We start from the raw sequence: 15,832 nt of genomic DNA, 5'->3' as shown, positions 1-15,832 counted from the left end.
CATAATAGCAATGGACAAAGCTGGGTGGAATGTATGAAATTTAAAATGATGTATTCATTTTTGAATGCAGATTTGCAATTAATAGAAAAAGAACTGGAAGCCGCAATCGAAGCGGATTCCACGGTTTTAAGGGAAGCTTCCCTGCATTTGCTGCAATCCGGTGGAAAACGGATCCGTCCGGTATTCGTCCTATTGGGTGCGAAGTTTGGCAACTATGATATTCATGTCGTAAAGCATGTCGCAGCGACTTTGGAACTGATTCATACAGCTTCCCTTGTGCATGATGATGTTGTGGATGATGCGGATTTACGCAGGGGATCTGCTACCATTAAATCAAAATGGGATAATCGTGTCGCCATGTACACAGGCGACTTCATTTTTGCTCGTGCACTGGAAATGATGGCGGTTATCGAGTCTCCGCTGGCGCATCAAATTCTCGCTGATACTATGGTTGAACTATGTCTTGGGGAGATTGAACAAATAAAAGATAAATACAATTTCGAACAGAATTGGCGGATATACTTTAGAAGGATCAAACGGAAAACGGCACTGCTCATTGCATCCAGCTGCCAGTTGGGAGCCATTTCAGCGGGTGTTGAAGAGAGAATTCACCAAAAGCTATTTAAATTCGGATATTATGTCGGTATGTCTTATCAAATCACTGATGATATATTGGATTTTACTGCTTCGGAAGAAGAGCTTGGGAAACCGGCCGGCAGTGATTTGATTCAAGGTAATATCACTTTACCCGTATTGATTGCTATGGAAGATCCAAAGTTAAAAAAGCTTATCGAAACAGTTCGGGAAGATACGCCAAAAGAGGAAATGTCCCATATAATTCATGCGATAAAAACTTCCGGTGCCATTGAAAAGGCAGCGAGGATCAGTGATATGTATTTAGAAAAGGCATTTACCGAGTTGAAAGGTCTTCCTGCCATTAAAGCTAGAAAAACTTTATCGGATATCGCGAAAAATATCGGAAAAAGAAAGTTTTGATAATGGGAGTTGCGAAACTCATCAAACAATGGTAATATTCTAAAAGTATTGCCTTATATAGGCAAATAACAATGATACATATTAGGAGTGACATTCATGGAAAGAACATTTTTAATGGTTAAGCCTGACGGCGTTCAACGCAATTTAATCGGTGAAATCGTTTCCCGTTTTGAAAAGAAAGGCTTCCTTCTTGCAGGAGCAAAATTAATGGTCATTTCTCAAGAATTGGCTGAGCAGCATTATGGCGAGCACAAAGAACGTCCTTTCTTTGGCGAACTAGTGGACTTCATTACTTCAGGTCCTGTCTTCGCAATGGTTTGGGAAGGTGAAAACGTAATCGCTACTGCACGTCAAATGATGGGTGCCACTAACCCTAAAGATGCAGCAGCAGCAACAATTCGTGGCGATTTTGCCGTAACTGTCGGCAAAAACATCATTCACGGATCTGATTCGGCTGAAAGCGCTGTACGCGAAATCGGTTTATTCTTCAAAGAAGAAGAACTTGTTGAGTACTCTAAACTTGTTAACGAGTGGGTTTATTAATTAATACGATCTCTTTAAAAAAAAGCGGGTTCCATCGTCATTATGCGATGGAACCCGCTTTTTTTAATTGCTTTTTTAGTTTCAAGCAGCAACGTAAGGGATTATTTTAGTTTAAAGAAAATATGGCACTCTCCGATATATATAAAGGGAAGAACCGCTTAAAATAATTATGTGCAGGGGAGTCGTGGGAATGCCTCAAGAATATGAAGAGTTTATTCGTAATATCAAAATGCTGACAGGCATTGATTTGGCATTATATAAGGAAGGGCAAATGAAAAGGCGACTAACATCTCTATATGAAAAAAGAGGATATCATTCATTTCGTGAATACTACAAAGACATTCAAACCAATCCCGGTGTTTTAAATGAGTTTTTGGATAGAATGACAATCAACGTTTCCGAATTTTATAGAAATGCGAAAAGATGGGAAGTGTTGGAACGGAAAATCCTGCCTGGGTTATTAGAAAGCAAAAAAAAGTTGAAAATTTGGAGTGCTGCCTGCTCAACTGGCGAGGAACCATATACGATTGCCATGATATTATCCAATCTGGTCCCACTCAGCCAAATAGAGATATTGGCGACGGATCTCGATGAAAATGTATTGGCGCGAGCGAGATTGGGGATGTATCCTGAACGTTCCTTAAATGAAGTGCCTGAGGAAATTAAAAGGAAATACTTTGAAAAAAAAGCGGATTTTTATCGTGTCGATGATGAAATCAAGAGAAGGGTGACATTTAAAAAGCAAAACCTTCTTGCTGACCGATTCGACCAAGGGTTCGATTTAATCGTTTGCCGCAATGTTTTAATTTATTTCACTGAAGAAGCCAAGAATTTATTATATGAAAAATTCAGTGCATCGCTAAAAAGCGACGGGGTATTTTTTGTAGGGAGTACAGAACAAATATTCACCCCAGGGAAATATCAATTTGAAACGATCGACACATTTTTTTATAAGAAAAAGTAAATACTTTAGAAAAAAGGGACTGATCCTGCACGTGCGCATTCAGTCCCTTTTCGTTTGCCGTGTAATAGCAATTCCAGTAGAACTCTAATTTGAAAGAATAAACTATATCGAAAATGTTTAAGTACTTGTAAAATAGAAAGAAAAGTGATTAAATTCAAACAATATGGTTTTTACGTTTTACATATACCCACATTTCATAAAATTGTGGTATATTGATACATATACACTTTAAAGTGCTAAAAGGGGGCTGGAAGATGAGATATTTAACAGCGGGAGAATCACATGGTCCGCAACTGACTACTATCATTGAAGGATTACCGGCAGGAATGCCGATTTCGAAAGAGGATATCAATCAAGAATTAGGGCGCCGGCAAAAAGGGCATGGACGTGGAAGAAGGATGCAGATCGAGAAAGATCAGGCTTTTATTTCTTCTGGAATCAGACATGGCTACACACTCGGTTCACCGGTTGCTTTGGTGGTTGAGAACGATGACTGGAAGCATTGGACAAAGATTATGGGAAGCGAAGGGCTTTCAGAAGAGGAAGCTGAAGAAATTAAACGTAAAATCACCCGGCCACGTCCTGGTCATGCCGACTTGAACGGCGGGATTAAATATGGGCACCGCGATTTGAGAAATGTTCTGGAACGCTCTTCAGCCCGTGAAACGACAGTAAGGGTGGCAGCAGGAGCTGTCGCTAAAAAGCTATTGTCTTTATTGGGGATAGAAGTGGCATCTCATGTTTTGGAAATTGGCGGAGTGAAGGCAGAACCGCCAAAATACGAAAGTATTCAGCAATTGCAACAAGTAACAGAAGAATCTTCTGTTAGATGTTTTGACAAAAACGTAGAACAGCAGATGAAGGATGCAATTGATGAAGCGAAACAAAAAGGAGATTCCATCGGCGGCATCGTTGAAGTCATTGTAGAAGGAATGCCGGTGGGTGTAGGAAGTTATGTGCATTATGACCGTAAGCTTGATGCAAAACTAGCCGCAGCGATAATGAGCATCAATGCATTTAAAGGGGTGGAAATAGGTCTTGGTTTTGAAGCTGCCCATCTATTTGGCAGTGATGTCCATGATGAAATCGCATGGGACGAAGAACAGGGCTATTACCGGAAAACCAATCGCCTTGGCGGTTTTGAAGGCGGTATGACAACTGGAATGCCGATAGTTGTACGCGGTGTGATGAAGCCGATCCCCACTTTATATAAACCTTTGAAAAGCGTTGATATTGATACGAAGGAAGTGTTTGAAGCAAGTGTCGAACGTTCCGATAGTTGTGCGGTTCCTGCTGCAGCAGTGGTTGCTGAGGCGGTAGTAGCATGGGAACTGGCGGCTGCCATCGTTGATCAATTCCCTTCAGATCGTTATGAGCAATTAGCGGAATACGTAAGATCATATCGGGAAGAAGTAAAGGGGTTTTAAATCATGGAATCCATCCAAATAAAAACGGCTTCCAAGCAATATCCGGTTTTAATTGGCAAGAAGGCAATAAATGAATTGCCCGAATTAATATCACATGAATTAAATCATCTAAACAAGATTCTGATCATAACTGATGAGAAAGTGGCGGCACTTCATTTGCAGACCGTGAAAAACGCCCTGATCAAGACGGGGAAACCTGTCCTGCATCATGTAGTGCCAGAAGGGGAGCATGCTAAAACATTCGATGTGTTTTATGAATGCCAAAGCTTCTGCTTAACTCAACAGATTAATCGCAAATCATTGATTATCGCCCTTGGCGGTGGTGCAGTAGGTGATTTGGCTGGATTCGTTGCGGCTACTTTTATGAGAGGGATTCCATTTATACAGGTTCCGACGACTTTACTCGCCCACGATAGTGCAGTGGGCGGCAAAGTTGCCATCAATCACCCGCTAGGGAAAAATATGATTGGGGCCTTTCATCAGCCTGAAGCGGTCATTTATGATCTTGAATTTTTAAAAACTCTGCCTCTTAAAGAATTAAGGTCAGGTTTTGCAGAAGTCATTAAACATTCATTGATAGCCGATAATGAGTTTTATCTATGGTTAAAGTCGAATATTGTTGATTTGAATGATATAACGGATGAGCAATTCCTGACAATGATTACAAAAGGGATTGGAATTAAAGCTAAAATTGTCGAAGAGGATGAGAAGGAAAACGGCATTCGTGCCTTTTTGAATTTTGGTCATACGCTCGGACATGCAGTGGAAGGTTCAATGGGGTACGGAAACTTTACGCATGGGGAATCCATTTTAATCGGGATGGTTTATGCCCTTAAATTAAGCAGAAAGAAAGTGGATCTTGATTTTAAACTGGATGAGTTTATTAGCTGGGTATCTTCTTTAGGTTATCAAATAACGATTCCAACCAGGCTTGAACATGCAATGCTGCTTGAATTAATGAAAACAGACAAAAAATCGGTCAATGATTCAGCTACTTTTGTCCTGCTAAACGAAGTGGGGTCACCGCTATTAATGGATATAGCCGACTCTGAGCTGATGGAGGAAATGGCGGATATGATATAGAGTTCAGGAGAAGGGGGGACTATGTGTGATAAGAGGAATAAGGGGTGCCACTACTGTAGAAAGAGACACGGAAATGGAAGTGATTTCCGCTGCCGAAAAGTTGATGGCAGAGATCATTCAGGTCAACGAGATTGATCCCGAAATGGTAGCTTCTGTGTTTTTTTCTGCTACGGAAGAGATTCGTTCTGTCTTCCCTGCCAAAGCCTTGAGGAAATTCGAAGGCTGGACTTATGTACCGGTTACATGCATGAAAGAAATACCGGTCAGCAATTCCTTGCCATTTTGCATTCGGGTCATGATCCATGTAAATACGACGAAATCTCAAAAAGAGATACAGCATGTATACCAGGCAGGGGCTACGGTATTACGGCCAGATTTGACAAAGCAGATATAAGATGATTTTAAATCTATGAATATGATATACTATTCTCACACTTTCTTACTTTAAAGTGATAAAAAATATAGAGGTGATTGACATGAAATGGAATGAAGCGGTCCTTTCCTTGAAGTCTTATCAACCGGGAAAATCCACTGATGAAGTGAAAAAATTATACGGGTTGGAAAAAATCACGAAATTAGCTTCAAATGAAAATCCTTTCGGCTGTTCGGAAAAAGTAAAGGAGTCCGTTAGGAATTCAACCCATTCGTTTGCCATCTACCCAGATGGGTATGCAACGATGCTAAGGGAAGCTGTTGCAAAACATACAGGTGTGAAAGAAAATCAGCTTATTTTTGGAAATGGATCTGATGAGAACATTCAAATCATCTCCCGAAGCCTATTGGGAGCTGGAAAGAATACGGTCATGGCAACAGGCACTTTTTCACAGTATCGCCATAATGCCACGCTAGAAGGTGCGGAAATCAGGGAAGTTCCTCATATTGATGGTGCTCATGATCTAGAAGGAATGCTTAAAGTTATAGATGAAAAAACAGCAGTTGTCTGGCTTTGTACACCAAATAATCCAACAGGTAAATACATTTCGGAACAGGACTTATTATCATTCATTGAAAGAGTGCCGGAAGATGTACTTATCGTTTTGGATGAAGCGTACTGTGAATATGCAACGGCTGAGGATTACCCGAGAACGAATCAATGGGTCAATAAATATAAAAATTTGATCATACTCCGGACATTCTCAAAAATCTATGGACTTGCCAGTTTTAGGGTAGGGTACGGATTGGCGGATGAGGATATCATCCAGAAACTAGATCCATCCCGGGAACCATTCAATGTCAACACATTCGCACAGAATATTGCTATCGTCGCTTTGGAAGATCAAGCCTTCATTGAAAAATGCAAGGATGAAAATCAAAAAGGGCTCAAGCAGTACTATGAATTTTGCAATAAGGAAAATTTAGCTTATTACCCGTCACAAGGTAATTTCATCTTTATCCATTTTAAACAGGATGCCGATGTGGTGTTTCAATATTTGCTTGAGCGCGGATACATTGCAAGGTCGGGGAAATCTTTCGGTTTTCCTAACAGCCTAAGGGTCACGGTTGGTTCTACGGAAGAAAATGAAGGAATGATTAACGCTATTAAAGCTTTTTTGAATGAAGTTGAGGCACCTTCTGATTCGCTGCTTTAACGTTTCATCAAACCTAGAGGAGCATAAAAGATGCGGGGGAGAGAAGAGTGAAGGGTAAGGTTTTTGTAATAGGTCTAGGTCTAATTGGCGGATCATTGGCCATGGCTGTGCGCCATGCACATCCTGAAGCCGTGATTGTTGGTACGGACCTAAGTGAAAAGAATATTCAACTATCGATGCTATTGGGGATCATTGATGATTCTGTATCATCATTGGAAGCGGGAGCATGTGATGCTGATTTGATTCTACTTGCTGTGCCTGTCAATGAAACCGTGAAGATTTTAGCTCAATTAGCTGAAATGGATTTAAAAAGTGATGTCCTCATATCGGATGCAGGAAGTACGAAGGATACAGTCGTTAAGGCAGCAAAACCATTGATAGATAAAGGGGTGGCCTTCATCGGGGGGCACCCTATGGCTGGTTCCCATAAAAGCGGTGCTGCGGCAGCCAAATTGCATTTATTCGAACATGCATTTTATTTGCTTACTCCTGGAGATTCCATCGAAGAAGAAAAAGTCGAGCAGCTGAAAGGGTGGCTGCAAGGAACAAGAGCGAACTTTCTGGTTGTGAGTCCTGCCACACATGATAAGCTGACTGGGGTCATTAGTCATTTCCCGCATATTGTCGCATCGGGGCTCGTTAAGCAGGCAGAAAATTACAGTAAGGAAAATAAATTGATCTCAAGGCTTGCAGCAGGTGGATTTCGAGATATTACAAGAATTGCTTCAAGCAGTCCGGAAATGTGGCGTGACATTTTGTTACATAACCGGGATGTGTTACTTGAATTAATGAATGATTGGCTGAATGAAATGGAGCATATAAAAGGCTTGGTTGCGAATGAAGATAGTGAAGAAATCCTTCGATTCTTTACCGATGCCAAGATTTTCAGGGATGATTTGCCAACGCATGCGAAAGGCGCCATACCAGCGTTTTATGATTTATATATCGATATACCGGATTATGCCGGAATAATTTCAGAGATTACCGGATATTTGGCACAAGAAGGTATCAGCATTACAAACATAAGGATCATTGAAACCAGGGAAGAGATATACGGTGTGCTGGTCATCAGCTTCCAAACGGATGTTGACCGCATAAAAGCTGCAGCGTGTATTTCAAGACATACAGATTATGAAACGATCCTGGCATAACATTTATAGGGAAGGATGGTTTTATGAATACAAAAAAATTACAAACGAACATCCAATCATTACGTGGTTCGATTGCAATACCTGGAGATAAGTCGATCTCACATCGTTCGATAATGTTCGGAGCCCTTGCCGAGGGGGAAACGACAGTCACTAATTTTCTTCCAGGAGCCGATTGTTTAAGTACGATTTCCTGTTTTAAGCAGCTTGGAGTTCATATTGAACAAGATGGCCAGCACGTCAAAATTGCAGGCAAAGGTTTTAATGGATTAAAGGAACCGGAATCAGTACTGGATGTCGGAAACTCTGGTACCACGATCAGGTTAATGATGGGCATTTTGGCAGGACAGGAATTTTCGGCCGTTTTGGCAGGTGACGAATCGATAGCTAAACGTCCAATGACCCGGGTAGTCAACCCTCTTCGTCAAATGGGAGCGGTCATTGATGGTCGAAAAGGAGCCGAATACACCCCCCTCTTCATAAGAGGAGGAAAGTTACAAGGGTTTCGCTATGAATTGCCTGTGGCAAGTGCGCAGGTGAAATCAGCGATAATCTTGGCCGGTTTACAGGCAGAAGGTGAAACGATCATTATCGAGCCGGAAGAGACCCGGGATCATACAGAACGAATGATCCAAGAGTTTGGCGGAAAAATCGAAAAAGACGGTCAAACGATTAAAGTAAGCGGAAACCAAGTCTTCAAAGGGACTACCATCCATGTGCCGGGTGATATTTCTTCAGCAGCTTTCTTCATGGTGGCTGCAGCGATTACGGAAAATAGTGAAGTGGTATTAAAGAATGTCGGCCTTAATTCGACAAGGACTGGAATTATCGAAGTCATGAAATCGATGGGGGCGGATATTACGATAGAGAAGAAGACGAGCGAGGGTGAACCTGCAGGAGACATCACTGTCAGAAGCTCCCGGCTAAAGGGAACGACCATCAGCGGTGATTTAATTCCCCGTCTCATCGATGAAATACCGGTAATTGCACTTTTGGCGACACAGGCTGAAGGGATAACGACAATCAAGGATGCAGCAGAACTTAAAGTGAAAGAGACGAATCGAATTGATACCGTTGCAAATGAGCTTTCCGTCCTGGGCGCAGATATAACCCCGACAGCAGACGGATTGATCATCAAAGGGCGTAAAGCCTTGAATGGTGGTAAGGTTACAAGCCATGGGGACCATCGTATCGGGATGATGCTTGCTGTAGCGGCTTTGATTACGGATGGGGAAGTGGAACTTGCTGACCCTGATGCCATAGATGTATCATATCCACAATTTTTTGGGCATTTGACGCAATTGATAAAGTGAATATAAAAAAAGTTTACAGACCTTATTTGGTCTGTAAACTTTTTTTAAATGCTGAAAAGCGTTGAAAGCGCTAACATCCGGGCTTTTTCTATCTGTATTGATCATGAAAATAATGAAAATGGGGTTAATGATCAAAAAGGAGATTTACCATAGTGTGGAGAATTAACTAGTAACCTTTTTTTAATGAGAATGGGAGGGGACTTCATCAATGGAATACAGGGCTACAGTATGGTAAACTAATGAATACTGTTTACTATGCATCTCGCGATTATATGGCATTTTGTTCTTAATGGCAGAATATGTTACATTATGGCGTGAGTGTGTATGACTAGGGACCAAGTCTATCATGCAAAAGGAAGGATTCAACAATGAACACAGTGGAACAAGTTATACAGCATTTAAAAAAAGGGGAATTAACAGAAGCTCTTAAACATATAAATCGAATTAAATCATCAGAGTCAGCAGAGGACATATTGTTGCTGGCCGAAGAAATGCTCCAGCTTGGTTTTGCGGAGGAGGCAAAGGATCTTTTTGAACATCTGCTGCAACTCTATCCCAATGAAGGAGAATTAATTGTTTCGTTGGCGGAAATCCTGATTGACATGGACCAGGAAGATGAAGCGATGCTGATGCTTGAAAAAGTAAGTGCAGATGATGAAGTATATCCAAGTGCTTTGCTTTTGGAAGCGGACCTCTATCAATTACAGGGGATGGACGAGGTCAGCGAAAGGAAATTACTGCAGGCTAAGGAAATGCTTCCAGATGAGATCATCATTGATTTTGCACTAGCTGAACTGTTCTTTCATCAAGGAAGGGATCAGGAAGCCATTGCAAATTACATAAAGGTTTTGGAACAGGAACAAGAAATCGCTGGTGTTAATGTCAATCAGAGGCTTGCTGAAGCATTGAGCAGTTCGGGGAAGTTCGAGGAGGCCCTTCCGCACTTTGAAAAGGCCTTAAAGGATGGACTTGAAATCAACACCCTATTTGAATATGCATTTACAGCTTTTCAGGCAGGTCTTTATGACACAGCCGTACGTAAGTTCATTGAACTGAAAGAATTAGATCATGAATACCACTCTTTATATTTGTACTTGGCAAAGAGTTATGAACATCTTGAAGATCTGGAAAATGCCTTGAAAACAGTCAAAGAAGGAATCAAGGCTGATGAATTCAATAAGGAACTTTACTTCTTCGGTGGAAAAATTGCCTTGAAAAGCGGGCTTGATGAAGAGGCGGAAAATCTATTTAAAGAAGCACTAGCCATTGATCCGGGATACCTGGAAGCTGCACTCACCCTCTTGAAATTGTATATGCACCACGAAAGGTATGAAGATGTATTGGAGTGTATTGGTGAAGTAAGGCGATATGGAGAGGATGATCCGCAGTTTGAATGGATAGCTGCTGTATCATATCAGCATACTGAACAATTTAAAGAGTCATTAACCAGCTATCATAATGCATATAATTCATTCAAGAACAATCAAGATTTCCTTGAAGATTATGGTTTCTTTTTAATTGAAGAAGGAGACAGAGCCACATCTAGAGAAGTATTTAATAAGCTCCTAGAGATGAACCCGGCGAATGATGAGTATGCGATGATTTTGGAGCGGCTAGGTGAAAGCACAGATGAAATGTAGATAAGTGAAACGAAACTAAATCTAGACAGAGGAGGGAATTCATGGTGGCTGCCCCTGTTTCTGTGAATGAGAAGAAGGATTTTATTCGGTGGTTTTTAAATCATTATCAACTGAAACGAAGAGAATGTGTGTGGATATTGAATTACTTAATGAGTCATGATCAACTAATGAAAAAGGTTCATTTTGTAGAAAATGCACAATATTGCCCACGTGGACTGATTATGTCGACACATTGTGTGGATGAGGTCCCTTTCAGGTTCTATAAGTCCAATATCATGACGACCGATGCAGAGAAATCTTTTCATGATATCCGTTTAAATCGGGATGAAGACATTTATATTCAGCTTAATTTTAAATCTTCTTATTCTTCCTATCAATATGCAGCGGTACTCGAGAACAACCCCTTCATGCCGAAAACAACGGCATCGAATGAAAAAGACCAGCTGCTGGCTGAACAATTTTTGGAAAGAAGCATGTTGTATTTTCAAAGGGACCGTTTGCTTAAGGAAATCGATGAAGCCCTCGATAAGCATGATGAACAAGCATTTAAGAACTTAACCGAACAATTGAATCAATTAAAAGTACTTGGATGAAATAAATTGACCTTTCCGTAATCAGGAAAGGTTTTTATTTTTTATAAAACATTGATAAAATCCACATTTTTGTAAAGACTATGGGTATATGGTAAAGATGTTATAAAAATAATGGTAAAATGATAAGGAGTTGATTTAAAAAATCGGGAGTGAAGTAAAAACATGAAGTGGACAGCAAAAGATCTTGACATGTATATGCAGTCAAAAGAGTATGTGGATACCGTATTGATTCCTTTGGTTCCCCTATCTTTTAAAGGGCAAATGAAGCAAACGGGCTCAATGAATGAATTTCTTACCATCTTAAGCTTGGAAATTGAAAAGCAGATGAAAGGAAGGATTCTTTTATTGCCAACATTTCATTATTTAAGTGGTGAATTGGATAAGGTTGAGCGGTTAAAGCGTTGGGCAAATGAAGTGAAAGAAAATAATTTCGAGCATGTTTTTTTTCTTACATCGGATTTTGAGTGGAAAAAGGAAGAGCGGGAATTAGAAAATAATTTAGTATGGATTCCTGCCATCCCCCTGGAAGGGCTTGAAATTGAACAAGCAAGGGAAATGATTAACCAGCAAGTTCTCCAAATCCTTGATATTTTCTCTTATAATTGGAAAAATGAAAAAAAGTAGGATTTTTCGCATTATTTGACACATAGTTGCCACCTTTTGGGTTTTACAAATATTGACCTTGGTAAATTATTGAGATATCATGGAAATGTCCTAGTTTTATAGTGTCGCTATTTATTGGTCCTTTGGGCTCTCAGTATAGTAATAGAGGGGGGGAAAACGCATGAGCAAGCATAATGTTTCACGACGTCAATTCCTTAATTACACACTTACTGGCGTTGGTGGATTTATGGCGGCCGGTATGTTGATGCCTATGGTTAGGTTTGCAATTGATCCTGTATTATCAGCAGATAAAGGCGGGGATTACGTTGCAACTAAGCAGAAGGTAGGTGAACTGACTACCGAACCAACCCGTGTCGACTTTAGTTTTAAACAGGTCGATGGGTGGTATGAATCTGAAGAAACAAATACGGCTTGGGTTTACAAAACGGATGATGGTAAGATCGTTGCTTTATCTCCAATCTGTAAACATTTAGGCTGTACGGTAGGCTGGAATACGGATAAGACTAATCCGAATCAATTTTTCTGTCCTTGCCATTATGGCAGGTATACGAAAGATGGAGTGAATGTGAAAGGGACACCGCCGGTTTCACCATTGGATGTCTTTGACACGAAAGAAAAAGATGGAATACTTTATTTGGGTCAACTAAAACCGCATGGGGAGGCGTAAACATTGCTAACAAAGTTATATGACTGGGTGGACGAGCGTTTAGATATTACGCCGTTATGGCGGGATATTGCTGACCATGAGGTTCCTGAACATGTTAACCCCGCACATCATTTTTCTGCATTCGTATATTGTTTTGGTGGGTTAACTTTCTTTATTACGGTCATCCAAATCTTGTCAGGCATGTTCTTGACGATGTACTATGTCCCAGACATTAAAAACGCTTGGGAATCTGTTTATTATTTACAAAATGAAGTTGCCTTCGGTCAAATTGTCCGTGGTATGCATCACTGGGGAGCAAGTCTAGTTATAGTTATGATGTTTTTACATACTCTTCGTGTCTTCTTCCAGGGAGCTTACAAAAAACCGCGTGAATTGAACTGGATGGTCGGCGTATTGATTTTCTTCATCATGCTGGCATTAGGCTTGACTGGTTATTTATTGCCATGGGATATGAAAGCGCTATTCGCAACGAAAGTTACTTTGACAATTGTCGAATCGGTACCGTTAATGGGACCGGCACTCAAGACATTGATAGCAGGAGATCCAACGATCGTTGGAGCACAGACATTGACACGATTCTTTGCAATTCATGTATTCTTCCTGCCTGCAGCATTATTTGCTTTACTAGCGGCTCATTTCCTGATGATCCGAAAACAAGGTATTTCAGGTCCACTTTAAAAGAATGGTGAACCAAGAACCAAATAAACCTTTTCATAAAGGAGGGGAATTGTTCAATGCATCGTGGGAAAGGTATGAAATTCGTAGGTGACTCGCGTATCTCCGCGGACCGTAAACCGAATATTCCGAAAGATTATTCAGAATATCCTGGGAAAACTGAAGCATTTTGGCCTAATTTCCTTTTAAAAGAATGGATGGTAGGAGCTGTATTTCTTGTAGGTTATCTATGCCTGACAATCGCACATCCATCACCATTGGAAAGGATAGCAGATCCTACAGATACAGCGTATATTCCGCTGCCAGACTGGTATTTCCTATTCCTTTACCAATTACTTAAGTATACCTATGCTTCAGGCCCTTATAATGCAATCGGGGCTTTAGTAATACCTGGTTTGGCTTTTGGAGCTTTGCTCTTGGCGCCTTTTTTAGATCGTGGTCCAGAGCGGAGCCCGGCAAAACGTCCTTTTGCTGTAGGTTTCATGCTCTTGGCAATTGCTGGCGTTTTCTATTTAACATGGGAGTCAGCAGCCCACCACGATTGGGAAGCTTCCAAGAAACAAGGAGCGATCGTGGAAGGTGCAGACATTGATAAAGAGAGTGATGGGTACAAACTGATGGATTCCAGTGGCTGTATTAGCTGTCACGGAGCAGAGTTAACTGGTGGAGCAGGAGCGCCAAGCTTAATTGACACTGGCTTGAGCCCAGAAGAAATCTCTAAAATCGCAGTCAAAGGCCAGGGCGCAATGCCAGCTGGCATGTTCAAAGGTACAGATGAAGAATTGGCAACATTAGCTGAATTTGTATCTGGTTTATCGGCAAAATAAAATAGCCATCCACAGCATTTTCTTTCATATGCTGCAAATGAAGCTGACGACTACGGTTGTCGGCTTTTTTATTGGTAAATTGAAGCGTAAATGAGAAGAAATTGAAATGAATGCTTGGTTTTCTGGTTGATGGCCTGTAAAATGAGTATACATGAGAATGTAAGTGAGGGTAAAAGAATGAATGTTATCTACAGTTGGCTTGCAAATCGGCAAATGCTCGTTTTGTTATTAATGATAAATATATTCGGAACTGCCTATGGATATTATTGGTATGGAAGTCAATTGGAAAACACTCCTACTATTTTTTTGGCATTTGTACCGGACAGCCCGACAGCTAGCCTGTTTTTTGTTTTTGTTTTATTGGGGTTCCTTTTAAGAAGGAATTTCGGACTTATGGAAGCGTTGGCGATAATGACACTATTCAAATATGGCATATGGGCAGTTGTAATGAATTTGATGACCTTCGTGACTACAGGCTCACTGCCTTGGGAAGGTTATATGTTAATGGCTTCTCATTTGGGGATGGCGATTCAAGGAATATTATATGCACCATTTTATCGAATAAAACCTTGGCACTTGATAGCGGCAGGGATTTGGACCATACATAATGACATAATCGACTATGTTTTTGAAATGATGCCAATATACCGTGATTTATTGGTGTATATGGACTCGATAGGTTATTTCACTTTTTGGCTCAGCATACTTTCCATTTTTGTCGGCTGGTACTTTGGATATAGAAAAAAGCGGTTCACTCTGTCCTTCATTTCTTAAAAAGTTAACTCTAAATACAGCTTTGTAAAAGCATGGTTAACTTTTTTATGTTGAACGAGGTCTACTCATGTTTTTTCTTTCATATCGTTTTAGTAGAGATATGAGGAGGGACGAGTAGCATGTTGAAAAAATTCATATTAACCATTGCTGTTTTATTTGTCGTCTTACATTTCCCTGTCTATGCAGAATCCTCTTCAAGTTTGGAGCAATTAGATGACATTTCCGATAGAGCCTTGGAAATGACCAAGTTGAAGCGATATGGAGATTCGGAAAAGATGCTGACGTTTTTTTCTGACCGGTTTTTAAAAGATACAGCGAAAGAGCAGATCCTTGACATGGACGAACTTCGAATTATCACTGTAGCTCATAATGAAGCGTTAATGACAATAAAGGATATGAACAAGGGAGATTCCGAAAAGGTTAATTCTGTTACAAAGTTCCGGCTTGTTGTTGATGCGGTCAAGTCTACTCATCAGCCACTTTGGACAGAGATGGAGGATCAAATGATGAATTCTTTCCAGCAGACAAAGAATGCCGCCATCAAACAAGACACCATTACATTCAATAGCCAATTGAACTTATTCCTATCACAATATGAAATGATATATCCAAGCTTGAAAGTCGACCTTTCCAAAGAAACGATGCAGCAACTGGACACGAGGATTCAATACATCAACCAATACCGCCCGGAGGTAATCAGTGATGGAGATAATCAAGAGGAACTGGATGCGTTGCAAAACGAACTAACCTCGATTTTTGATGATATGGGTGAAGATGATGCAGATCCTTCCCTTTGGTGGGTCATCATTTCGACAGGCTCAATCATAATCATGACGCTTTCTTATGTAGGCTGGAGAAAATATAAAGGTGATAGGGAAAAACCAAGGAAAGAGCATAATGATTAAAAAGACACGGGTAGAGAACACTATATTTGACAGGGGTGCCTTCAATCCATAGAATTAAGGGTAA

At 40.6% G+C, this 15,832-nt stretch carries 17 protein-coding genes; all 17 read left to right on the top strand.

The window, feature by feature from the left end:
• Positions 1-33: 33 nt before the first annotated feature.
• The 17 genes from hepT to ypjB all read left to right on the top strand — a co-directional run bounded on the left by hepT (position 34) and on the right by ypjB (position 15,768).
• Positions 34-996: a heptaprenyl diphosphate synthase component II gene (hepT, locus tag ABOA58_RS17205; RefSeq protein ID WP_350299364.1), complete on the top strand. Its 963-nt coding sequence runs from the start codon at positions 34-36 to the stop codon at positions 994-996.
• A gap of 96 nt (positions 997-1,092) precedes the next feature.
• On the top strand, positions 1,093-1,539 hold the full coding sequence (gene ndk, locus ABOA58_RS17200) for a nucleoside-diphosphate kinase (RefSeq protein WP_034308008.1): 447 nt from the start codon (positions 1,093-1,095) through the stop codon (positions 1,537-1,539).
• A gap of 190 nt (positions 1,540-1,729) precedes the next feature.
• Complete coding sequence (locus ABOA58_RS17195; protein WP_350299363.1) at positions 1,730-2,503, top strand: CheR family methyltransferase; 774 nt, start codon at positions 1,730-1,732, stop codon at positions 2,501-2,503.
• Positions 2,504-2,757: 254 nt separating this feature from the next.
• The gene (gene aroC / locus ABOA58_RS17190) at positions 2,758-3,930 is read left to right on the top strand and encodes a chorismate synthase (protein WP_350299362.1); all 1,173 of its coding nucleotides are present in this window, start codon (positions 2,758-2,760) and stop codon (positions 3,928-3,930) included.
• Between the two features lie 3 nt (positions 3,931-3,933).
• Positions 3,934-5,013, top strand: coding sequence for a 3-dehydroquinate synthase (gene aroB / locus ABOA58_RS17185; RefSeq protein ID WP_350299361.1), 1,080 nt, complete (start codon positions 3,934-3,936; stop codon positions 5,011-5,013).
• A gap of 25 nt (positions 5,014-5,038) precedes the next feature.
• Complete coding sequence (gene aroH, locus ABOA58_RS17180; RefSeq protein ID WP_101222417.1) at positions 5,039-5,407, top strand: chorismate mutase; 369 nt, start codon at positions 5,039-5,041, stop codon at positions 5,405-5,407.
• Positions 5,408-5,489: 82 nt separating this feature from the next.
• Positions 5,490-6,602, top strand: coding sequence for a histidinol-phosphate transaminase (gene hisC, locus ABOA58_RS17175; protein WP_350299360.1), 1,113 nt, complete (start codon positions 5,490-5,492; stop codon positions 6,600-6,602).
• Between the two features lie 47 nt (positions 6,603-6,649).
• Positions 6,650-7,753 (top strand): prephenate dehydrogenase, encoded by a 1,104-nt coding sequence (locus tag ABOA58_RS17170; RefSeq protein ID WP_350299359.1) that lies wholly within the window; start codon positions 6,650-6,652, stop codon positions 7,751-7,753.
• 23 nt (positions 7,754-7,776) lie between these two features.
• Positions 7,777-9,063 (top strand): 3-phosphoshikimate 1-carboxyvinyltransferase, encoded by a 1,287-nt coding sequence (aroA, locus tag ABOA58_RS17165; protein WP_350299358.1) that lies wholly within the window; start codon positions 7,777-7,779, stop codon positions 9,061-9,063.
• Positions 9,064-9,431: 368 nt separating this feature from the next.
• A complete protein-coding gene (locus ABOA58_RS17160; protein WP_350299357.1) occupies positions 9,432-10,703 on the top strand; it encodes a tetratricopeptide repeat protein in 1,272 nt (423 codons plus the stop codon).
• A 41-nt stretch (positions 10,704-10,744) separates the two neighbouring features.
• Complete coding sequence (locus ABOA58_RS17155) at positions 10,745-11,296, top strand: ReoY family proteolytic degradation factor (RefSeq protein ID WP_350299356.1); 552 nt, start codon at positions 10,745-10,747, stop codon at positions 11,294-11,296.
• Positions 11,297-11,458: 162 nt separating this feature from the next.
• Entirely contained in the window at positions 11,459-11,920 is a 462-nt protein-coding gene (locus ABOA58_RS17150; RefSeq protein WP_350299355.1) for a YpiF family protein, read from the top strand.
• A gap of 160 nt (positions 11,921-12,080) precedes the next feature.
• The gene (locus ABOA58_RS17145; RefSeq protein ID WP_057276295.1) at positions 12,081-12,587 is read left to right on the top strand and encodes a ubiquinol-cytochrome c reductase iron-sulfur subunit; all 507 of its coding nucleotides are present in this window, start codon (positions 12,081-12,083) and stop codon (positions 12,585-12,587) included.
• 3 nt (positions 12,588-12,590) lie between these two features.
• Positions 12,591-13,265, top strand: coding sequence for a menaquinol-cytochrome c reductase cytochrome b subunit (qcrB, locus tag ABOA58_RS17140; protein WP_034307974.1), 675 nt, complete (start codon positions 12,591-12,593; stop codon positions 13,263-13,265).
• A 56-nt stretch (positions 13,266-13,321) separates the two neighbouring features.
• Complete coding sequence (locus tag ABOA58_RS17135; protein WP_137016001.1) at positions 13,322-14,089, top strand: menaquinol-cytochrome c reductase cytochrome b/c subunit; 768 nt, start codon at positions 13,322-13,324, stop codon at positions 14,087-14,089.
• 177 nt (positions 14,090-14,266) lie between these two features.
• A complete protein-coding gene (locus ABOA58_RS17130; protein WP_350299354.1) occupies positions 14,267-14,863 on the top strand; it encodes a DUF1405 domain-containing protein in 597 nt (198 codons plus the stop codon).
• Between the two features lie 119 nt (positions 14,864-14,982).
• Positions 14,983-15,768, top strand: a complete 786-nt coding sequence (gene ypjB, locus ABOA58_RS17125) for a sporulation protein YpjB (protein WP_101222408.1) — start codon at positions 14,983-14,985, stop codon at positions 15,766-15,768.
• Positions 15,769-15,832 lie beyond the last annotated feature (64 nt).

This window comes from Peribacillus frigoritolerans (assembly GCF_040250305.1).
Lineage (GTDB): Bacteria > Bacillota > Bacilli > Bacillales > DSM-1321 > Peribacillus.
The sequence above is the reverse complement of the archived record's forward strand: the minus strand, read 5'-3'. Positions and strand labels throughout refer to the sequence as shown.